19 protein-coding genes are annotated in these 22885 nt (G+C 37.6%); 1 reads left to right on the top strand and 18 read right to left on the bottom strand.

Annotated features, from left to right (window positions below; all coding sequences use genetic code 11):
* Positions 1–125: 125 nt before the first annotated feature.
* Positions 126–2771 carry a tetratricopeptide repeat protein gene (locus AB3M96_RS05610; protein WP_412966599.1) on the top strand — a complete coding sequence of 882 codons (2646 nt, stop codon included), beginning with the start codon at positions 126–128 and terminating at the stop codon, positions 2769–2771.
* Between the two features lie 531 nt (positions 2772–3302).
* On the opposite strand, the gene AB3M96_RS05605 is transcribed toward AB3M96_RS05610, so the two are convergent.
* From AB3M96_RS05605 to AB3M96_RS05520, 18 genes are all read right to left on the bottom strand, one after another.
* Positions 3303–4307, bottom strand: coding sequence for a LacI family DNA-binding transcriptional regulator (locus tag AB3M96_RS05605; RefSeq protein WP_412966598.1), 1005 nt, complete (start codon positions 4305–4307; stop codon positions 3303–3305).
* 101 nt (positions 4308–4408) lie between these two features.
* Complete coding sequence (iolE, locus tag AB3M96_RS05600; protein ID WP_412966597.1) at positions 4409–5305, bottom strand: myo-inosose-2 dehydratase; 897 nt, start codon at positions 5303–5305, stop codon at positions 4409–4411.
* Positions 5306–5330: 25 nt separating this feature from the next.
* Entirely contained in the window at positions 5331–7262 is a 1932-nt protein-coding gene (gene iolD / locus AB3M96_RS05595; protein ID WP_412966596.1) for a 3D-(3,5/4)-trihydroxycyclohexane-1,2-dione acylhydrolase (decyclizing), read from the bottom strand.
* Positions 7263–7327: 65 nt separating this feature from the next.
* Positions 7328–8788, bottom strand: coding sequence for a CoA-acylating methylmalonate-semialdehyde dehydrogenase (locus AB3M96_RS05590; protein WP_412966595.1), 1461 nt, complete (start codon positions 8786–8788; stop codon positions 7328–7330).
* A gap of 33 nt (positions 8789–8821) precedes the next feature.
* Entirely contained in the window at positions 8822–9682 is an 861-nt protein-coding gene (locus AB3M96_RS05585; protein ID WP_412966594.1) for a class II fructose-bisphosphate aldolase, read from the bottom strand.
* A 21-nt stretch (positions 9683–9703) separates the two neighbouring features.
* Positions 9704–10699 carry a 5-dehydro-2-deoxygluconokinase gene (gene iolC / locus AB3M96_RS05580; protein WP_412966593.1) on the bottom strand — a complete coding sequence of 332 codons (996 nt, stop codon included), beginning with the start codon at positions 10697–10699 and terminating at the stop codon, positions 9704–9706.
* Between the two features lie 41 nt (positions 10700–10740).
* A complete protein-coding gene (iolB, locus tag AB3M96_RS05575; protein ID WP_412966592.1) occupies positions 10741–11559 on the bottom strand; it encodes a 5-deoxy-glucuronate isomerase in 819 nt (272 codons plus the stop codon).
* Between the two features lie 68 nt (positions 11560–11627).
* Positions 11628–12653 (bottom strand): inositol 2-dehydrogenase, encoded by a 1026-nt coding sequence (gene iolG, locus AB3M96_RS05570; protein ID WP_412966591.1) that lies wholly within the window; start codon positions 12651–12653, stop codon positions 11628–11630.
* 238 nt (positions 12654–12891) lie between these two features.
* On the bottom strand, positions 12892–13617 hold the full coding sequence (locus tag AB3M96_RS05565) for a glucosamine-6-phosphate deaminase (RefSeq protein WP_412966590.1): 726 nt from the start codon (positions 13615–13617) through the stop codon (positions 12892–12894).
* Positions 13595–14539, bottom strand: a complete 945-nt coding sequence (locus AB3M96_RS05560) for an ROK family protein (RefSeq protein ID WP_412966589.1) — start codon at positions 14537–14539, stop codon at positions 13595–13597. Before AB3M96_RS05560 ends, AB3M96_RS05565 begins: the two co-directional genes overlap by 23 nt.
* 277 nt (positions 14540–14816) lie before the next feature.
* Entirely contained in the window at positions 14817–15860 is a 1044-nt protein-coding gene (locus AB3M96_RS05555) for an ABC transporter ATP-binding protein (protein ID WP_412966588.1), read from the bottom strand.
* A 35-nt stretch (positions 15861–15895) separates the two neighbouring features.
* Entirely contained in the window at positions 15896–17605 is a 1710-nt protein-coding gene (locus AB3M96_RS05550) for an ABC transporter permease (RefSeq protein WP_412966587.1), read from the bottom strand.
* A gap of 60 nt (positions 17606–17665) precedes the next feature.
* Complete coding sequence (locus AB3M96_RS05545) at positions 17666–18652, bottom strand: extracellular solute-binding protein (protein ID WP_412966586.1); 987 nt, start codon at positions 18650–18652, stop codon at positions 17666–17668.
* A gap of 52 nt (positions 18653–18704) precedes the next feature.
* A complete protein-coding gene (locus AB3M96_RS05540; protein ID WP_412966585.1) occupies positions 18705–19697 on the bottom strand; it encodes a CehA/McbA family metallohydrolase in 993 nt (330 codons plus the stop codon).
* Entirely contained in the window at positions 19694–20155 is a 462-nt protein-coding gene (locus AB3M96_RS05535; RefSeq protein WP_412966584.1) for a hypothetical protein, read from the bottom strand. Before AB3M96_RS05535 ends, AB3M96_RS05540 begins: the two co-directional genes overlap by 4 nt.
* A 47-nt stretch (positions 20156–20202) precedes the next feature.
* Entirely contained in the window at positions 20203–20961 is a 759-nt protein-coding gene (locus tag AB3M96_RS05530) for a sugar phosphate isomerase/epimerase family protein (RefSeq protein WP_412966583.1), read from the bottom strand.
* A gap of 28 nt (positions 20962–20989) precedes the next feature.
* On the bottom strand, positions 20990–21961 hold the full coding sequence (locus AB3M96_RS05525; RefSeq protein WP_412966582.1) for an aldo/keto reductase: 972 nt from the start codon (positions 21959–21961) through the stop codon (positions 20990–20992).
* Positions 21962–22017: 56 nt separating this feature from the next.
* Positions 22018–22755 carry an MgtC/SapB family protein gene (locus tag AB3M96_RS05520; protein ID WP_412966581.1) on the bottom strand — a complete coding sequence of 246 codons (738 nt, stop codon included), beginning with the start codon at positions 22753–22755 and terminating at the stop codon, positions 22018–22020.
* Positions 22756–22885: the final 130 nt, after the last annotated feature.

Here is a 22885-nt window from a genome sequence, read left to right as displayed (position 1 = left end):
AAACGTATTCTTATATAATAGGGTTATAAACACTGAAACCCAGACCAATAGAAACTGGTCCCCAAAACACATTACTCATCAACGATTTAACACACCATGACCACTTGGCATTAGGAGGTATTCACATGTCAACTGAAACTGAATTTATTACGAAAACGTATTATCAAACATTACTGCCAGAAGGTGATACTAGGCACCCGATAGCGATTCTTGGCGATGCGTTTATGGCTGAACAGGAAAAGGAGCCATATGACCTGTCATTTATTCGTTTTGCACAGGGAGAGGTTTATTTCCATCATCAAGACTATGAAGCTGCCATTTATAAATGGGAAAGCATTGCAAATGAATTAGCGCCTTGGGCGAAAAAGAATATAGCGGATGCGTATTACGAGCTAGGATTACTCTCCAATGCGGAGGAAGTCTATGGATCTATTCTTTCGAAAAATAAAGTACTGAACAGTGAGGTATCGTTAAATCTATTCTCACTTTATCTTGAAGATAAAAAGCTGGAATCTGCATACCGTGTTATTCAGGAAGCAGTATCCGAGAACCCTGACTATCCTGGCCTAACTGATATTGCAAAACGTTTTTACGAGGAGCAAGAAGATTGGCTGAACGCAATGGAGCTAGCACTCAGCGAGACGCTGCGAAAAGACACTTTAGAATGGTTTGATGTTCTAATTTCGTACAGTGAAGCTGGCCACAGCAGTTCATTCGCACCTGACACATTCATTCCTGTGTTGCGAAAACTTTATAAGTTAGATCAAGCAAGGTTCAAACAGCTTATCCTGTTCACTTGGAAAAGCTATCAGGAAACAAGCCATTATTTAGAATGGTTACATGCAGTAAATCAGATTTTAAAAGATTTAGAGATTGATCCGTACGATTCTTGGCACGCGATTTCAAATCTATTTAAGGAAGCATACTTAGAACTTACAAATGGAAAATATCTATTACGTGATATTGGCCAACTTACACCAAAACTATTAATTCATTGGTTCAATCTAACGCCTCCAGCGAACGGTTTGGCACCGGCAGCCGCAATACTGGCATGGAATGATATCTTTCCATCGACGATAAAATCTGTGGTTACGAAAGAAGCTGAAATCGTACTGGATAAAGCACAGTATCATCCGGTTACCTTAGAAGAATGTAAGTCTTTTATGAGAACAATCATTGACTGGGCAAAACAGAATAATATCGAAACAAGCAGCAAGTTAATTTGGGGCTACAACCAGCTTTTTAATGAGGATGCATTGAATCTCCTTGTACTTGGTAAAGGTAAAGCACCTTTTATTAACTCAATCCTAAACGAGGAAATCATTGTCCCTTCGCTTTCAAATTTTATGAGCATCCAACATGGAACTGAGAATCAATTGAATGAAATAACAGATACTGGTCGTACACAAATAGAAAGATTTAATGAAGTTATAGCACCGGATTCTATTATTGAAGCAACAGTCTTCTCACCATTCTTGCAAAAGTCAGGGCTTCAAATTAAGACGACTGGATATAAAGAATACATCATGGAGAAGAAGGTTACCTTTGGCTACTTACCTGTGATGGATGGAGTTTTATTTGTAAGTGAAGCAGAAATTCTATCTGAGAGTGATTTCGATTATTTAGCTAGAATTAAACAGGCTACTGCTAACATCCCTGTTCATTTTGTTCTACCTAATACGTATGATGAAGAAAGAATTAAAGAATACTTTCCAGAAGCAACTATCTTCACTACACATTCAGAAATCACGGTAATTTCAAAAGAGTTTACGCGCATAAATCGATTAGAGAAAATCCTTTTCCTACTTAGAAAGATGATTAGCAGCTTGCTCAAAAAACGGGTAGAAGCTGAAAATAAACTTATAGATTCTATTTCTCATAATGAGGAATACATCAATAGATTAACTGGTTTGGTAAACAATCTTAGCGATAAAGAAAAGGACCAAAGCAAGGAAATTATTGACTCTTTCGCAAGTGTAAAAACGGAGGTTAACAAGGTACTTTCAGAGAGGATTCCTGAGGTACTGAAAAATTGTTCGAAATTCATTAAAGAAGACAGTAACTTTAACCAACTTCACATTGAGCTAAACGAAAAAATGAACAGTGAAATACAGAGCTTTTTTAATGAAGAAATTCTACCAAATCTCTCCTCATCACTAAAGGAGTGGATTGAAAATTCGAATCAAAAGCTTACCGAAACGCAAACTTATTTAAATGAAATGACATCGTCACTTACCGAGGGCTATCCTGAAAAAGAACTTAATCTGCAAAGCGACTTTAAAGTAGTTGAGGACTGGCGCCGAGACATCAGTCGTATGACATACAAAGTTGAAATTGAAAAAGTAAACATTATGCTCCGCCACAATCCAGCACAAGTGTTGTTGAAGAGTGCAGGCAAGGTATTAGGCCTGCTGCCTCAAAAGCAGCAAACATATCTATACAATCAGTACGTGAGATATGTTGAAAATGCGCAATACACTGAAGTAACGGAATCAATCCAAGCAAAGTTCTGGCAGCAATTTGACTTCTTTAAAAAATCGTTAGAACAAGATGTTAGTCTATTTTATAAAGAACCACTAGACCAGCTATCGATTTCAATTGAAGAAACAAAGAATCTAGTAGAACAACACAAACAAAACCTAACAAAAATGAGAGTTAACCCGGATCTCTACTATGATCCATTAAAACTATTTGAAACAAAACTCGTCAAATACGAACGCATTAACAAAAAACAATGGGTCAAGGATACAGGTTACTTGTCCCAGGTGTAAAAATAAGTTTACTATCCCCCATAAAAGGGACAGTAACCTATGCCGCCATAAGATGACTTCGGTATTGTACCGGAGTCATCTTATTTAATTCCACAGATATTGTTTATTAAACACTACATTCGTTAACTCTCTTAAACTTTTACACTCATCCACTTCATCCTAAAAATGACACAAAGCACCTTTTTAAATTCCATATATGCCTATCATCACAATAATATAAAAGCGTTTATAGAGGGACAGGGCCCTATACCATGGACAGCCTTTTATGAGATATTTATATCAACAGATATCTCCCAAATTGAGCTGAAGGACTCGTCAATACATTCTATTCATATAAAAATCACCGTACAAAATATCCTTAATACACGGAATCCCAATTTAAGAATAAGCCTCTAACCCTTTTAATAGATATAAAAAAAATGCCCAGTTTAATAACCAAGCATTCTTCAAAAAAGCAAATTAGTAGCCATGTTTCCGGCGTTTCAAAAACTATTCTCTTCAACCACAGTAAGATATATTTCGATTTTTCCCCTAACAAATACTTAAAACCCCTGAGGATCCTCTTACAATTAATTCAGGAACAAATAGAATTTGTTCTTTCTTCTCTTTGTGCTCTTCAATTTCTTCTAAAAGAAGCTCGACAATCTTTGAACCCATTTCTTCAACCGGTTGTGCAATCGAGGTTAAAGCAGGCACTGTTGTCTTTGCTAAAATGGTGTTGTCGAAGCTCACAATTGATAAATCTTCCGGTATACGTAATTGGAGCTCTCTTGCAGCCTGGAATGCACCTACTGCTAATAAATCATTTATTGCAAAGATTGCTGTTGGCCTATCTGACCGATTTAATAATTTAGAGGCAATAGTATACCCATTGGCTGCGGATGCATCTGTTCGGGTAATATTTTCTTCGTTAACTTGTAACCCATTATCTTGATAAGCATCACGGTATCCATATATACGCAAGTTACTACTACGCACATTTTCTCCGATAATTCCAATATTTGAGTGGCCTAAGGACAAAAGGTGATTTGTTGCTAAATAGCCACCCTTATAGTCATCTATAGAGACCATATGTACCGAAATAGAGGGATTATGCTGGGCAATCATAGCAACTGGCAGTTTGTTAGTAATTAAGTCTTGCAATATATCGTCACTCTGGAATCCAGATGAAAGAATCAGCCCATCCACCTGTTTTCGACGAAGAAGTTCAATATATTTTGCTTCCTTTTCGAGATTGTAGTCAGTACTGCACATTATTACACTTAGCCCTAGTTGATGAGCTCTATTCTCAATATGACGTGCTATTTCCGCAAAAAAGGGATTAGATATATCTGGAATAAGGAGACCGATAGTATTCGTACGTTTTCCAGTCAAGGCTGACGCTACAGCACTTGGATGATAATTTAATTCCTCCATTGCGCGAACAACCTTTTCTCTTGTGACAGTACTAATCCTTCCTCTATTGTTTATCACTTTGGATACAGTAGCAATTGAAACATTTGCTTTTTCTGCAACATCATAAATCGTGACCTTCATTATAAAAATAATCCTCTCATGACATAATTCAGTTATTATACCACAACAACTCGAGGGGTACCGCTAATCATTCTAGTTGTGGATGGACTTCACTAGTAAGACTAGATTCCAGCTGTTTCTCTTATATACTTTCGTGCAATCAATGCATACTCTAGAGGATTAGCTTTTGCAGGATCCTGCTCAGCTTCTACAAGCATCCATCCCTTATAATTCTTATCTGATAAGAACTGAAACACAGGGCTAAAATCGATCATTCCATCTCCTGGCACTGTAAAGACTCCCTCTTTCACAGCTGTTAAAAAACTTAATTTTTCATCTCTTACTCTTTGAGCAACCTCTTCTCGAATATCTTTTAGGTGCACATGTTTGATTCTTTCAAAGTGGCGTTCAAGAACTTCAAGATGGTTCTCCCCTGAAAACACGAGATGACCTGTATCATAAAGCAATGAAACTAAACTTGGGTCTGTGAGCTCCATAAGTTTATTGATTTCCTCAGTCGTTTGAACCCCTGTACCCATATGATGATGGTAGACTACATCCATGCCTTTTTCTTGCGCCAGCCTCCCTAATTCATGTAGACCATCTGCAAGCTTCTCCCAATCTTCTTGGGTAAAAATTGGCTTATTATCAAATAAAGGAGTTTCAATTTGCCCTTGAATACTGTGGCCTTGCTCAGAAACCACAATAACCTTTGCTCCCATTTCAAATAAGAAATCTCTATGCGTAATAAAAGCCTCAACAGTTTCGTTTAATGGCTTTGTAGTTAAAAAAGCACTAAACCATGCACTAGCGATATTTAATCCCCGTAAACGAAGTGCTTTTTTTAGAACTTCTGGATTCTTCGGATACTTATTTCCAACTTCTGTCCCTTGGAAACCAGCAAGCGCCATCTCACTGACGCATTGCTCAAATGTATTTTCTCCGCCAAGCTCTGGTAAATCATCATTTGTCCAGCCAATTGGTGCAATCCCGATCTTTACAAATTCATTTGAGAACATACTGTTCGTCCCCCGCTCTATTTTATTAATATTTACGTGCTTTCTCTAATTGTTGGTTGCGCTCAACAGAAACAGACGTTTCACTTTCGTTCTTTGTAACTTCTGCAACCCCAACATTCCACCATGAATCATAGCCATTTGTCATTGTTTTTGGGAGGACCTTAATATCAAGTAATGTTGAAACAGTTTGTTTCTTTGAATCCTCAAGTGCTGCACGTAACTCATCAACTGTTTTTACTGTATATGTTTTCACTCCATATCCTGCTGCACTTTGCGCATAATCGATTGGAATGATTGGACCAGTTAGTTGGTTTGTTTCATGGCTTCTTTTACGAAACTCAGTTCCAAAGCTACCCATACCGTTTGACATCTGAAGATTGTTAATACATCCAAACCCGGCATTATCTAATAAGATGACGTTGATTTTTTTCCCTTCCTGAATGCTTGTTACCAACTCAGAGTGCAACATGAGGTAACTTCCATCTCCGACCATCACATAAACTTCCTTTTCTGGTTCAGCTAGTTTCACTCCAAGTGCACCAGATATCTCATAGCCCATACAAGAGTAGCCATATTCCATGTGGTACGTATTAGGAGCACGATTTACCCACATCCGTTGCAAGTCTCCAGGTAAACTTCCGGAAGCACCTACAACAATTGCATCCTCAGCAATTCGTTGGTTCACTTCGCCAATCACAGCTGTTTGTGTTAATGACGACCCTAATACCTCTTCGTATTCCGCTAACACTTCATCAAGATGCCCGCTTACCTCCGGTTTATAGCCTTCTTTTCCGTAAGTAGTTTGATAGAGACGATTTAATTCAGCAGCCCAATCATTCTTCGCCACTTCAATTTCATTCAGATAATCAGTTTGATATCCCACTTTCTCTAACTCATTGTCTAATACTTCAAAAGTTGCTTTCGCATCTGCAACAACCTTCACCGCATCTAATTTCGAAGCGTGAAATTCGGAGATATTAATCGTTAAAAATTCTACATTTTCTTGTTGGAATAACTGTTTTGAAGCGGTTGTAAAATCTGTGAATCTAGTACCAACTCCAATAATTAAATCTGCGCTTTTAGCAATTCGGTTTGCCGCTAGGTTACCAGTAACCCCAAGTCCACCCAGATTCATTGGATGATCGCTCTCAGCTGCACTCTTACCTGCTTGCGTTTCTGCAAAAGGAATTTTATATTTAGCCGCAAAACGCTTTAATTCTTCTCCTGCTTCTGAATAGCGCACGCCACCGCCACAAACAATCAGAGGTTTCTTTTTACTTGTTAATAAAGCTACTGCATCTTGTAATTCAGCCTTTGTTGGTTGTCTTCTCTCAAAGCGATGAACACGTTTTTTAAAGAAATACTCTGGATAATCATATGCTTCCCCTTGTACGTCCTGTGGTAAAGCAATTGTTACAGCACCCATATCAGCTGGATTTGTTAAAACCCGTACTGCATTAAGCATTGCTGTCATTAATTGCTCTGGACGGTTAACCCTGTCCCAATACTTGCTGACAGGTCGGAACGCGTCATTTGTAGAAATAGATGCATCGTAGGTTTGCTCAACTTGTTGTAGTACTGGATCTGGTTGGCGTGACGCAAATGTATCACCAGGCAGTAAAAGGACCGGGATGTTGTTCGCTGACGCGGTTGCTGCGGCTGTTATCATATTGGCAGCGCCAGGACCTACCGATGATGTACAAGCCATGATTTGTTTTCGGTGTTTTTGTTTTGCGAAAGCGACTGCCGCCTGTGCCATACCTTGTTCATTTCTTCCCTGATAGACCTCTAAATCTCCACTATCTTCCTCTAAGGCTTGACCCATACCAAGTACATTTCCATGTCCAAATATCGTAAATATCCCTTTAAAAAGTCTTTGTTCTTTACCATCAACCTCAATAAACTGCTGATTTAAAAATTTCACAAGTGCTTGAGCTGTTGTTAGTTTCATATACATACACCTACCTTACAAAGAGTTGTTTTGAAAAACCGGATAGGTACTCTATCCGGTTTTACCATTCCTTACACCCAGCGAGATGTTACCATCTTCTTACGAGTATAAAATTCTACTCCGTCTTTCCCATTTGCATGTAAATCTCCGTAGAAAGAATCCTTCCAACCCGAGAATGGGAAGAAAGCCATTGGTGCCGGAACACCAATATTGACACCTAACATACCTGCATCAATTGTTTCACGGAACTGACGTACGCTACCACCGTCTTTTGTAAAGATACAAGCGCCATTTGCAAAACGAGATTGATTTGCTAGGTTGACCGCTTCAGCAAGATTTTTCACACGCGCAATTGAGAGAACAGGAGCAAAAATTTCATCTTGCCATATTTTCATTTCCTCTGTTACTTCGTCAAAAATAGTTGGGCCTACAAAGTAGCCTTTTGCTTGTAGCGCTTCATCTTGGCGACCGTCACGTACAAGCTTAGCCCCCTCATTTATTCCTTCTGCAATGTATTGTAGCGTTCGTTGTTTGTGTTGCTCACGGATAACTGGACCTAAGAAAACATCGTCTTCTAATCCATTTCCGATTTGAATTTCATTTGATTTTTGAACTAACAGCTCGATTAATTGATCCGCAATGTCTTCCTCAACAGCTACGACTGCACACGCCATACAACGTTCACCCGCCGAACCAAAGGCAGCAGCAATGATTTGCTGTGCAGCATTTTCAAGATTCGCGTCTTTTAATACGATGGAATGGTTTTTCGCTCCTGCCAGTGCTTGCACACGCTTTAAGTTATCCGTTCCTTTTTTGTATACATACTCAGCAACTGGTTGTGAACCAACAAACGAAATAGCCTTAACTGTTTTATTTTCAAGTAATCCATTTACGACATCGTGAGCACCATGAACAAGATTAAGGACTCCTTTCGGCAACCCTGCTTCTTCAAATAATTCGGCAAGACGGTTTGCTAGTAAAGGAGTACGTTCAGAAGGTTTTAACACAAATGTGTTACCTGTAGCAATTGCTAGAGGGTACATCCAGCAAGGAACCATCATTGGGAAATTAAATGGAGTAATTCCGCCAACAACTCCAATTGGGTATCGATACATCCCTGATTCTAATCCTGTCGCGATGTCTGGTAATTGGCTACCCATCATCAGTGTTGGTGCGCCCGCAGCAAACTCCACACATTCAATTCCGCGTTGAACTTCTCCATAAGCCTCTGTAAGGTTTTTACCATTTTCTATTGTGATAAGTTCTGCTAATTCATCCCAGTGCTCCACTAAAAGCTGTTGATACTTAAATAGAACACGAGCCCGCTTTGGTACAGCAACTTGACTCCATGAATCAAATGCTTCTTTCGCTATTTGTACAGCATGGTCAAGCTCTTCACGAGTTGAAAGTGGGACATGGGCAATTACTTCCCCAGTCGCGGGATTATAAACTTCTTGTGTATTTGTTGTTGTTGATTCTACCCATTCTCCACCAATATAATTTTTTACAGTTTTTATAATAGTTTGTGTCATGACTGTGCCTCCTAAGTTATTACATCTCTTTATCTACTTTACGTTTGCCGTTTGTTTCGCATAGTTTTCTAGATTAAGTAATCTCATCTTGTGTTTCGCTTCTTCTTTTACAGCATCCATCGGGCGCTTAAACCAATCAATACGGTCAAAACTTCCCACATTTTTATTTACTTCCTGTCGCAAGGTATTACCAAACGCCATTCTTATTGCAGTACCTATATTGACTTTCCCAATATTTGTGGAAGCTAGCTTCTTTAAATCCTCATCCGGTATACCTGTAGAACCATGCATAACGAGTGGGATACTTACTAGTTTTTCAATTTCACGTAATCTATCAAATTGGACATATGCAGTTTGTTCTTCCATTCGATGTACAGTCCCTACAGCAACAGCTAACGCATCAACCTCTGTCTCTTCTGCAAATCTTTTTGCTTCAAGCGGATCTGTTAATGCACCCGTACCTAACGTCGGATCACTATAGCCTACCGAACCTATTTCGGCTTCCACAGGAATCCCAAATGCTTTGGCCATTTGAACAATTTCTTTTGTTGTTCTAACATTCTCCACAAATGGTAATTGAGACCCATCGTACATAACAGAGCTATAGCCACTTGCAATTGCCTTTGCTACTGTTTCATAATCTTTACCATGGTCAAGATGTACAACAACAGGAACCTTAGCCTGTTCCGCTAGCCCTACGAGAAGCTTACCAATAATATGAATAGGCATATGCTGAATCGCTACCTTGTTTGTCGCGATAATGACGGGTGCACCAATTTCTTCAGCTGCTTCTATAACGGCTTGTGCATCCTCATAACCAAAAACATTAAATGCTGGAATCGCATATTTATTTTCGATTGTACCTTGTAATACATCAGTTAATTTAGCTAGCATTACGTTATCTCACCTTTCTTATCAAGCACGAACAGCCGTTTTTAAAAACTCATCGATATCTTCGACCGTTGGCATTGCTTCTGAGCAGCTATGGCGAGAAATCACAATTGAAGCAGAGGCACTTCCGAATTCCATAGCTCTTTCAACATTCCAGTCTTGCAGTAAGCCATAGATAAATGCGGATGCATAAGAATCTCCTGCGCCAAAGGTTTTAAGTACATTTGATTTAAAAATCCCGCTTGAATGCTTACTTCCATCTTTCAGATATGCAATGGAGCCATTTTGACCGTGCTTGATTACAACGATCTTAGCATGGTAACTGAACCATTTATTCGCTGTTTTATCATCGTTAGATTGGTGCTCTTTCACAAATTGCTCCATCATATCAAATTCTTCACGTGTTCCAATAATGACGTCACATTTTTCTGCAGCCAAGTTGTAGTAAACTGCAGTTTCCTGCGCCGACTTCCATGTATAAGGGCGATAATCTAAATCAAAAACGACCACTACATCATGTTTTCTTGCATACTCTAGTGCAAGGAATACAGCTTCTCTTGATGGACTCGCAGCTAAAGCAGTTCCCGAGACTAATAATGCTTTTGCTGATTTAATATACGCTTCCGAAACATTACTTGTATCAAGTTTAAGATCCGCAACATTGTCACGGTACATCAGAATGCTGCAATCTTCCGGACTAAGAATCTCTGTAAAAGCAAGCCCAGTAACAGTCCCAGTATGATCATCTACTACATTTGAAGTATCGATATTATTTTCATTTAAGTAATTTTTAATAAATCGGCCCATCTGGTCATTTGATACTTTGCCAATAAATCCACTCTGTAAGCCTAAGCGAGCGGCACCTATTGCAATATTTGCAGGAGATCCTCCCACATACTTCGTGAAGGTTCTTGTCATCTCCATCGGTCGATGGATTTCATTTGCATTTAGGTCCACACAAAGTCTACCAATTGCGATTAAATCTAAAGGACGATCTATAGGAAATGATATTCCGTTCATAGTGCAACCTCCCATTCTTTATGCAAAACAAATTTTATACATTACTTTGTTTGCATGACATTTTTAAATAACCATTCATGATCCGGATCATTATAAAACTTCCATGTACGTACTGGCCCAGCCATGACATTTAAATAATATGAACTATATCCTGGTACAGATGAAACAGGATGATATCCCTCAGGGACTAACACTACATTTCGATGTTCAACCGCCATAGTTTCATCTAAGCTTCTATCATCGTTATATACTCGCTGGAACACAAATCCTTGCTGTGGATTAATCTCATGATAGTACGTTTCTTCTAGGTACGATTCATGTGGTAGATTATCCTGATCATGCTTATGTGGCGGGTAGCTCGATGTGTTACCGTCTGGTGTGTAAACCTCAACAACTAGTAAACTATCCGCTGACTCTGATTCTGGTAAAATATTATGTACCGTTCTAGACATATGACCGTAGCCACGTGCTTCAACTCCAACATCTTCTGGCGTAATTAAACGCGCTTCATATGACCCTTTACCAGGAGCTAAGCAAACGGCAACCTCTAAATCAGTTTGAGCATTGATTTCATATTGGTCATCATTCGGTACATAAACCGAGTATGCTGGCGTACCTTCAAACACACTCATTCTTTTACCAATATTCTCAAATGCTTTTTTATCTGTTTTCACATCAGCACGACCGCTTAAAAGAACAATACAAGCCTCTTTATCTCCAGTTTGCTTTGAAAGTGTTTCACCTTGTTTTAAGGAGTACACTTCAAAACCAACATACTTCCAGCCTGCATTCTCGGGAGTAACCTCTAAAATCTTTCCCTCTTTATCACGTTCCTTTGGTTTAACAATCAACCGAGACATTTTATTCCTCCTTTTAGGTTAAGCGCTTAACTAAAAAAGCTACTAGATACCCATTCCCAAGCTTCAATCTATTTAACTACATTAAGTCCTATTTCTTTAAGAGCAACAGGGCGTTTTTCTTTTACAGAAAGCTTCGCTGCATATGCTAATAACTCAGCTTGTAATCCATCGTCTCCACTACAAAGGACAGGCTTTTTCTCAGCTATCGATTCAATAAATGCATTGAGTTCTGCTACATATGCTTCTTGGTATCTTTCAAGGAAGAAGTATTTTGGCTTATCGCTTGTTACCGCTTGGTTAGTACTAATTTCAACATTCGTTGGTTTTTCATTCGCAACGGTAACAACGCCCTTGTCACCAAATACCTCAATACGTTGGTCATAGCCATACGCAGCTTTACGGCTATTATCAATTACACCTAAGGACCCATCCTCAAATGTAACTGTGATAATTGCTGTATCTACATCATCGTGTCTAGCGAACATCGGATCCACTAGATTTGCCGCATTTACATAAATCTCTTTTACATTTTGTCCAGAGAGATAACGAATCATATCAAAATCATGGATGGTCATATCAATAAACATTCCACCTGACCGTTGAACATACGCTTCCGGTGGAGCCTCAGGGTCACGAGATGTAATCTTAATAACATGTGGTTTACCTACCGTTCCACTGCGTACTTCCTCAAATGCCTTACGGAAATGCTTATCAAATCTACGATTAAACCCAACTTGGAAATACACACCTGCTTCCTGTGCTGCTTCAATTGCACGCTGTGTTTCTTGGAAATTAAAGCTTATCGGCTTTTCACAGAAAATATGTTTTCCAGCTTTTGCTGCTTCTACAATGATGTCAACATGTGTATCTGTACTCGAACAAATAAAGACAGCGTCTATTTCTGGGTCTGCAAGGACTTCTTGGTAATCATTTGTTACATAATCTACTGACGTTTCAAGCTTTGTTCCTCTGATATGATCTAGATACACATCGGAAATCGCTTTCAATTTTACCGATTCTGACTGCAGTATATTCCCCGCATGTATTTGACCAATTCGACCAGCACCTATAATTCCAACATTAACTATTCCCATCACAAAACCACCTTTTATGAGTTCACTTCAAAAGTTAAGGTAAGCGCTTAACCAACCTTATTTTTATTATAAATATGAAACTGTATGACCGCAAGAGTAAATTTAGAAGATTCATATTATTATAGATAATATCACTTCCTTTTCTAACATGCTTAGCACCATTTTATAATGTTCAATAGGAACGGTTCTGTGGTTTTGAGTGACTTGGAGAACCGTTCCCCGGATTCTCGTATATAATTTACTTTAGCTTACTTGCAGCCCCTTTATCTAAAAATAGGCTTATGTTCCGGTGATTTTGTAACCAACTTGCGGGAATATCAGTTGTTATCTCTCCTTCTAGTCCTGCCTTCACTATATCTGCCTTTTTCTCACCATTTGCTATTAAAATAGCCTTGTTGGCTTCCATAATATGCTTCATGCCCAGAGTTATTCCTAATGGGGCATCTATTTTTTCATCAAAATATTTACCAGATACTTGTTTTGTCACCTGGTCTAATTCAATTACATGAGAATAAAGAGCAGGGTTTACTCCAGGCTCATTAAATCCAATATGCCCGTTCATCCCAATTCCTAAGAGCATTAAATCGATTGGGCCATTTTTAAAAATAAAGTCATCTACTCGGTGACATTCATTTTCCAGATTTGATGCCAGGCCATTAAAATAACATATCTTTTCTTCAGCTATTGAGAGGGGTTTAAAAACTTTATTGTAAAGTGTATGATGGCAACTTCCTTTTATATTTTTCCCTAACCCAACCCACTCATCCAAACTTACGAACTTGCAATCTTTAAAACTCACTTTTTCATCATTATGTGCTTCCACTAACAATTCATATGTACGTAAAGGTGTAGTACCTCCCGCAAAGCATAGAAAACTTGTAGGTTTATCATTAACAAAGTCAATAATACAGTCTGCTGTTACTCTTGATAATTGTTCATAATCATGTAATACTTTCTTCTCCATATTTACCCTCCTCCTCGCAAAGTACTTTATTTTCTAGACCAAATGCAATTGCACCAATTGCACCCGCTATTTCTCCCAGCTTTGATTGTTCTATCGCAACAGGGATTGGAGTATAGTTAGCAATTTTCTCTTCAATGAGGGGGATGAGCTCTCTTAGGGATTGAGAAACTCCTCCTCCAAGGATAATTTTCTCTGGGTTCAAAAGACTAACAACATTTGAAAGTCCAATAGATAGGTAACGAAGGAATTCATTTATTATTTCAACTGCTTCCTGATCTCCCTGTTTGTATAACGAGAATAATTGTTTGGGGTTTACTCCGTGCTTTGCTAAAAATGTACCAGATGTCTTTTGCTCAAAAAGGCCAAATTGACCAATAGTGTTTTTCGCACTGTTTTCAAAATCTTCTTCGAGAATAAAGTATGCAACTTCTCCTGCCATAAAATGTTCACCTTGAATAAGGGAATCATTAGCTACAATTGCGCCTCCCACACCTGTGCCAATTGCAATAAAAACGAAATTACGCATATTCTTTGCTGCTCCAAGCCATTTTTCTCCTAATGCTGCACAGTTTACATCATTGTTCACATAAACAGGAATAGGAATGTGTAACATTAGTTCTTTCTTAAACGGGAAGTTTATCCACCCTAATGAAGGCGCATCAAGAATAACTCCACTATTACTGTCTGTTGTACCCGGAATTCCAAAACTAATAAATTGCAATTGGTAAATGGAAATATCTGCTTCCTCTAAACAGGTAAGAATTGAATTTTTAATAATAATGATATTATTAGTAGTAGATATTTTTCTTCTATAAACAATGTTCCCTACTATATCTGTTATGCAAATCAATATCTTTGTTCCACCAACATCTACACCCATAAAATATTTCTTTTCCGATTCTCTAGAATTAGAAATGACCATTCTAAACGCCTCAATTTCTTTTTATATTGTTACAGTCTATTTTTTAGTTTGTTCTTGATGTGAACTAACCTACTTAAAAAAGTAGCATTTTCAGCACCATGGTTAAAATACCAACTTATTATCCGATACTTTTTCACCAGTATTAAATAACTGTATCCATGACGTCTGAAAACGCTAGTGTTTTTTTCTATTGCTCTAATTTATTCATTTATGCCATTTCTATTGAATTCTCTATCTGCGTATCTCTATAGTTCCATCATATTTAGTATTACTAATGTTATTCTTCAAAAAGGATATACTTTCCTATTTCAATCTTTATTCTGTCCCCTACCTTATACTCTTTCTTCGTTTCAAGAGTAAAGCTGGTATTTTCATTTATCTTTACTTCAATTTGTACATAGTTTCCACGGTAACTTGAATCAGTAACTTCTACATCCAAGGCGTGTTCGCTTATTGAGTCTACTATTATATTCTCAGGTCTAAAACTAATGCAGGTTTTAGTTGTATCTTCACTCTTCATATTCTGTAATGGTAGAAACTTGTTTCCATCGATAAAAAACTTATTATCCTTTATCTCCCCATAAAGAAAGTTACTTTTTCCTACAAAGTTAGCAACGAACTTATCATTTGGATTTTCATAGATTTCCTTTGGTGTCCCAACTTGGCTAACCACTCCATTATTCATAACTGCGATACGATCTGACATTTCTAATGCCTCTTCTTGGTCGTGAGTTACATATACTGCGCTAATTCCTAGCTTTCTTTGAATATCTTTAATATCTTTCCTCATTTTAATTCGTAACTTTGCATCTAGATTACTTAATGGCTCATCAAATAATAATACTTGCGGTCTTAGCACCATTGCTCTTGCTATCGCAACCCGTTGCTGTTGACCACCACTAAGTTGATTCGGATACGAGTCTACAACATGTTTTAAATCCACTAGACTTAGACTCCAATCCACCATTTCCTTAATATAGTTTTTATCCTTCTTCTGAATTTTCAATCCATAAGCAATGTTTTCAAATACTGTCATATGTGGCCATAAAGCATAGTTTTGAAATACGAAGCCCACATTTTTTTCCCAAGGTTGCTGGTTCGTTGTGTTCTTCTCGTTAAATAAGATTGATCCACTTTGCACTTTTTCAAATCCTGCAATACAACGTAATAATGTAGTTTTCCCACAACCAGAAGGTCCTAAAAGTGTAAAAAACTCACCTTTTTTTATCGTAAAGTCAATTCCTTTTAATACTTCTACTTTTTCAAAAGCTTTATATACATTTGAAATTTTAATATCAGTCGCTAATACCTCATTAGACATCTTTGTTTCCCTCCTAGACTAACTAGAACAATAAATTAAAATGGTCTTGTTCCTCTTGAAAATTTTGTAACGATAAATAACGGAACATAGATACAAATCATCAGAACCACACCCATTGCAGCAGCTACTCCGAAGTTTGATCCGGATGTTAGTGCATTTTCAAATATTACAACAACCATTGTGACCCATGGTGGTCTGTAGAGGATAATTGTTGAGCTAAGTTCTGCCATGATCATTAAGAATGCTAATGTTCCTCCGGAAACAACTCCACCTATCATGAGTTTAAATGTAATATCCTTAAAAGCTTTAAAAGGTGTTGCTCCACTAATTAGTGCCGCATCCTCTAAGGAAGCAGGAATTTTATATAAGGTGGACTCTGCGCTTTTTACGGTAAACGAAAGTTTTCGTAAGAAATACGCTAACACGAGTATGATCCATGTTCCTGTAATCATAACAGGTGGCTTATTGAAAATAATGACCAAACCGATAGCAAAAACAGTTCCCGGAATTATATAAGGGACCATTACCATGAAGTTTAAGAACTTCGAGATAAAAGGATAGCGTTTCCTAACGATAACGTACGCAATACCTGTTCCAAAAATAACGGAAATAAATATGGCTACAAAACTTAGGAAGAAACTTATTCCAATAGGTCGCAAGCTATCACTAAAGAGGTTAACATAGTTTTGAATTGTAAAATTATAAAGCAATACTCCCCATTTCCATTCCATGAGTGAAATAACTAAAAGCGTGAAATGTGGTAAGAAGGATATAAAAAGAACAGCCGAAATGAAAAATCCAATCATATACTTCAGCTTTTTAGAAGGTTGCTTTAAATGAATTTTTCTAGTGACGATAGAAGAGTAACTTTTCTTTGCAATAATATATCGTTGTGCCATTAAAGCAACGGTCGAAATAACAATCATGATAACACCCGCTGTAGAGGCCATTGATAAATTTTCTCCAACCTCACTAACAAACTCTTTATATACTAACGTCGGTAGAACCTGATAAGATCCACCAATAACCGCTGGAGTTCCAAAGTCAGAAAATGCCGATAACCCCGCCATTAGCATACCCGTAATAACTCCTGGTGTAGCTAGCGGTATTTCAATTTTAAATATGGTTTTTAACCGATTTGCACCAAGATTCATGGATGCCTCAATATGAGAGTTATCCTGAGAGCTAAATGAATCAAATGTTAATAAAAAGATAATCGGAAAAATTAGCCATGTAATAACCCATATAACACCTATTTCTCCGTATAAACTAAAGCTCAATTCCCAACCTGTTAGCTGGTTTATAAATTTATTAACTACCCCATATCTACCAAATAGAATAAGCCACGCATACGCACCTAAAAACGGAGGTGAAGCTGTTGCTAATGTAATAAAGGTAAGGATTGTATTTCTATTTTTAAAATTATATCTTGAAAGAAAATACGATAATGGAACTGCTATTATCGTTGCAAAAATCGTTGAGAAAATGGTTACCTTAAAGCTATTAAACAATGCTACAAGGTACCTTTCTTGCGTAAAGAAGTATGTAAAATTGCTTATCGTATATTGTCCATCATTGGTTTTAAATGCAGCTATTGCTAAATAAATTTGTGGAACAATGATGGCGAAAATTGTGATTAATATACAAATATACGAAAATATCATCCACGGACTTTTAAGCTCACTGTAGTTTATTTGTTGCTTCCACCCACTGTTTCGCACATAATCACCCTTATCATGTAACAATTTTAAATAGGAATAAAGCGATTGTTAACTCACATTAACAATCGCTTTTAACACTATTTTTTAACGGAGTTCATTAAATTTCTCAATAATTTCTTCATTTGATATTGTATCGGCTTGGATTAAATTATAATTACTTAAATCTACAAAGCCCTCTGGTGGTTCTACATCGGTACGGGCAGATCTTCGTAAGACTTCGTTTCGTACGATCTCATGAACTTCCTTTGATCCCATAAAATCAATAAACGCCTGCGCATTTTCTAGGTTTTTTGCACCAGCAACGATTCCTAATGCATCAATTTGGTTTGTAATTCCATCTTCTGGGTAAATCATTTTTACTGGTAAATCTAAAAGCTCCCATTTTGCACCTAAATCTTCATTGATAAAACCAACTGGGAGTTCTCCATCCTTTACAGCATTAAACATTGCTGTTGATCCATCTAATACCTTCGAATTTTTTAAAAATTCCCCCACAAAGTCCCAATCATACAACGTTGCTATTCCTTTAACGATTGTTATACCTGTTCCAGATTTACTAGGGTCAGCTAATGCAATTTGCCCCTCAGCTAGCCATTTACCATTTGGATCAGCCAATTCTTTTAATGTTTTCGGATAATCACTTTCGTTTTTAACTAGGTCTGTATTCACAAATATTGCCTGTGGTAGGTTAGAAAATGCATGCCATTTATTATCTGGGTCTTTAACAATCATATCCTTATCTGTTGGCGACTCGTACGCTTCAAACAAATCTTTGTTTAGTTCATAGGAAACAATCTCTCCACCCCAGAGTACATCTCCGGCAGTGTTTTCTTTCTCTGCTTTTAATCTTGCTAGAAGTTCTCCTGTTCCAGCATTAATAACTTCAACCTTGATGTCAGGATACTTCTCATTAAATTTCGCCAATATCGGATCAGTAATTTCTTCCCCATTTGCAGAATAGATTACAAGTTTCCCAGACTTTCCGTCACCTTCCGTTCCTTGCGATGAACAACCAATAAGTGAAATAAGTACTACCAAACTAATTACCAATAAATTAAGCTTCTTTGCCATCCGTAATTCACTCCCTTTAATTTTTTATAATTCTATCTATAAACTTTTAGAATTACCTGACGTAAATAGGATTTGTAAAACCTATCATTGTTTTAACACCTTCAAATATCCCGTGTAGTTCTGCATAGAAGTACTTAACCCCGTCTAGGTTTAAAGGAGTTTCAACTTTAGGGTTCTCTTTTGAAATTTGTAGTTTCTTTTCCATCCCTTTGTTGCTATTTATTATTACTTGTAAGGTTTGGTCTTCCAGTTTCCAACTGCCATTCCTTACTTCGAAGTCTACTTCTACTTTGATATTTGGTAGTTCCAAAGTATCTATTGCCACTCTATCTCCTATAGAGTAAGACTTGCCTTCTCTATCAACTATATCCATAAGGAGTAAAGGCCCCATCGAAACACTTATTCTCCCGCTTTTTATAGCATCTAAGATCGTATCATCCGATATTTCTTTCCCTTGATCTATTTGTAAAAACGTTGCTGCCACCGGTTGTTCATTATTACTCGAGCGATGCCAGTCCCTTCCACTCACTCCTGAGATTTCATTTCCTTTGTTTAATCTATCAAGCCATAGGTCGAAGGCTCTCCTATTGCTTTTTTTAATAGATGGAAAGGTTTCAGACCATACTTCGATGTAATCTACTTCAGTCCAATCCGTTATTTGATATTCCCAGAAGCACCCTGTACAAATCGGACTGCCAATTCGGTAAGGATGAACAATCCCAGCAAGTCCACCTTGCTGATGGATTCTTTCAATTCCTTTATGTATTTCGACTGGGGAGAGATCTCGCCAATCTGCATAATCCTTAATTCCAAGTGCCACCATATGGCCATAAAAAGTAGTCCATTCCAACCCTCTTGCAACATAAACACCTGTCTCTTCCATTACTGCTTCCCTATCAACTAATCCTGACATTGTGTTATGGTCTGTTAGTGCAATCCCTTGAAGTCCGAGTTCCTTTGCTTTCCGAGCCATTTCAAGTAAGGTATGCGTTCCATCACTATGCGGAGTATGTGTGTGTAATTCAAATGGGTACCAGTTCTTCAATTAACATCCACCCCCCACACCTCTAATTGATACTCAACCTTTTCAGAAATGACACAATGCATGTTTAACATAACCTTCCATTGCCCTGGCGGGTTAATGTCAGAAACAATTCCAGGAGATGATTCTTTTTCGGATATTACTAACTCCAAGGTTGAATCATGTCGATGGGTTGCCCCTCTAAATTTATTTGGGTCATCAAATGACAATGTTATGTGATTTTGTAGAGGTAAAAAGTCCCTCCACTTTTCCATTCCGTCATAATTTCCTTGATACCCGTACTTATCAAGGCTCTCGAGAATCAACTTTTTCGATAGTTCCTCATCTTCTAATTTTTTTGGTGAATAACTAAAGAATACTTTAATTGTTTTGTAGGCCTCTTTAACATAAAAGGCATGCGATGTATGAGTTCGATCACAACTTGGATTTACTCGTCCCTCAAATGAATACAATAGATTCATCATTACCCTCCTTGACCTTGCTAGACTTACAGGATGTCTGAGATAGATTAGATGTGCACTTTCTCAGAGATTTTTATTAAGTTTGATAGACTAAGTTCTAAACTATCTAAAGGGTTTCCTGGACAGAAATCCTGTTCAACACAATAGTATTCAACTCCGTTTTTCTCACCCCATTCTAGTATTGGTCCAAAGTCTATAGCCCCAGTACCTATCTCAGCAAAATACTTTTGCTCATCATTGGTCATATCCTTAAGATGAAGAACAGGGATACGATTAGGGTATTTTTTTATAAATGTTAATGGGTCAATTCCTGCGTATTTAACCCAATACGTATCAATCTCAGGGTAGATGGAAAGGCCATCCTGTTCCTCAAGGATATATTCAAGAGCAAATTTTCCACCAATTTGAGTTTTGAACTCAAAATCATGGTTATGGTATCCGACTCGATAACCCTTTGCTTTTTTGGAAACTTCTAATAGGTCTTGCTTAGCTTTCAAATACCCCTCAAGATTTTGCATGTCATCTTCTAGGTAATGACAGAAAAAATCAGTTGTGCCGAATAAATCTGCTTCCAGGAGTACTTTTTCAAGTTCATGATTCATACGATCCAGACTAATATGCATACCAGCAACTTTTAGCCCTGTTTCTTTTAAAACCTCTGTAATCTCTTCAACTGAGTAATCATAGAGTCCATCAATTTGTACAGACTGCCAGCCCATTTTTTTCAGTTCTCTCAACACACCTGGGAAATCCTTACTTATTTCATTTCGCAGTGTATATAATTGAGCAGCAAATTTATGCTTCATAAGGTATTACCCTCTTCCTTGTTTTATCTTAGTTTTTACTCGTAACAACTTCGTCCAGTAGATTTAAATAGTCGATTTCTAATTTAGTTAGTTGGACTTCTGATCCTTTGATTGATGAAAATAACTCATCCACCTTTTCAGGACCAATAATTGCCGCTGTTGGAAATGGCTGATTCAATACATATGCAAGTGCAATTTCTATGGGAGTAACACCCTTTACTTCCGCAAGCATTTTTGCACGGTTATATCGCTCCCAGTTTTCATCGCTGTAATAAACACGTACGAATTCTTCATTTTCTCTATTTTCTGGTGTAAAGCGTCCACTGAAAAATCCGCCTGCCTGTGAAGACCATGATAATAAAGGAAGCTGACTACCCTTATGCCATTGGGCCATTTTCTCCTCTACTGATACACAACCTGGCCACCTCGGTACGTTACACTTTGCTAGGCTTAAGTTTGGACTATTAAACATAAAACCAAGTAAACCATTCTTTGACGCATAATCATTCGCCTCTTGGATACGTTCATGTGACCAGTTGGACGCCCCAATTGCATGGAGCGTACCTGTAGCAATATGTTTATTAAGCGCTTCCATTATTACTCCAACTTCTACATTTTCGTCGTCCCGGTGAAGTGCATAAAAATCAATATAATCTGTACGGAGCCGTTCCAGGCTTTCAGTAATGTCCTTTGTGATTGAAGTAGAATTTAGTCGATTTCCCGGTTCACCATCATCCGGATGAGCACCTTTTGTAAGGATATAAACTTTATCACGAACACCTCTTTTTTCAATCCATTCTCCTAATACTGCTTCACTATTAATATATTGATGCGCAGAATCAAATGTATTTCCACCAACCCCGAAAAACTCATCCATTATTGAAAAGGCACTTTCCTTATTATCAAGCTGATAAAAGCTTGCTGTTCCCATAATCAGTCTAGAGATATTTTTTTCAGCGGCTTTGTTATCTTTCAGGCAACGTAGTGTTATATAATCCATTGTCATCATCCTTCTCATTACAATTATCTGAAACCAAAAATGTTAAACTACTATTTTTAATGATTTGCATTTACGTGATTGCTATTTTTATAAATCTCTACTTTTCGGTTTGATACCTCGATAACCCCTTCAATCTTCTGAATTGCCAGCAGAACATGCTCCAACCCTTTGTGTGCTTTAACCTTTATTTTTAAACAAACATTATTATCTTCGTCCTTAATTTGAGACGTTTTAATTTTCAATATATTGATATTGTGTTTTCCTAGAGATGAAGTGATTTCGCCTAAAACTCCTGGTTGATTTTTAACAACACATTCTAAATCCCATTTTGATCTCCGGATAAGTCGTTCTTCTACATGAGGGAGTACAGTTAATACTAATAACACTAATGTTGTAGTAGCGATTGCCATTAAGTAGTTCCCTGAACCTACTGCAAGTCCTATTCCCATAGCAACCCAAAGAGATGCCGCTGTCGTCAACCCTGATACTACTAGGTTGGGCCTTACTAATATTGCTCCTGCCGCTAAAAATCCAATCCCGTTAATAACCTGTGCTGCTAATCGTGCCGGGTCGTAACGAACGTTAGGATGGTCAATCCACTCTAAAAATCCGTAAATTGATAATAGCATCAACAAACAACTTCCCAACGAAACTAGTAAATGCGTTTTTAATCCTGCAGTTTTATTTGAATACTCTCTTTCCCATCCAATTAGGCATCCAAGCAATGCAGATAAAAATAGACGTTTGACGAAAAGAAGATCATATGTGTTGATATGTAAGTCTAGGAAGTCCATTTACTTCCCCCTGTTCTTAAGTAGTTTGTTACTGGAGTGAAAGATAGAAAGATAGTTTAAAATGGGTATTTTATGTAAAAATCATACAAGAATTTAAATATTCCACTGAGGCTATATTTTTATGCTTACT

It is taken from the genome of Ferdinandcohnia jepli (genome assembly GCF_047246645.1).
In the GTDB taxonomy this organism is placed as follows: Bacteria; Bacillota; Bacilli; order Bacillales; family Bacillaceae_L; genus Ferdinandcohnia.
Note: the sequence above shows the minus strand (reverse complement) of the source record. Positions and strands in the feature narration are given on the sequence as shown.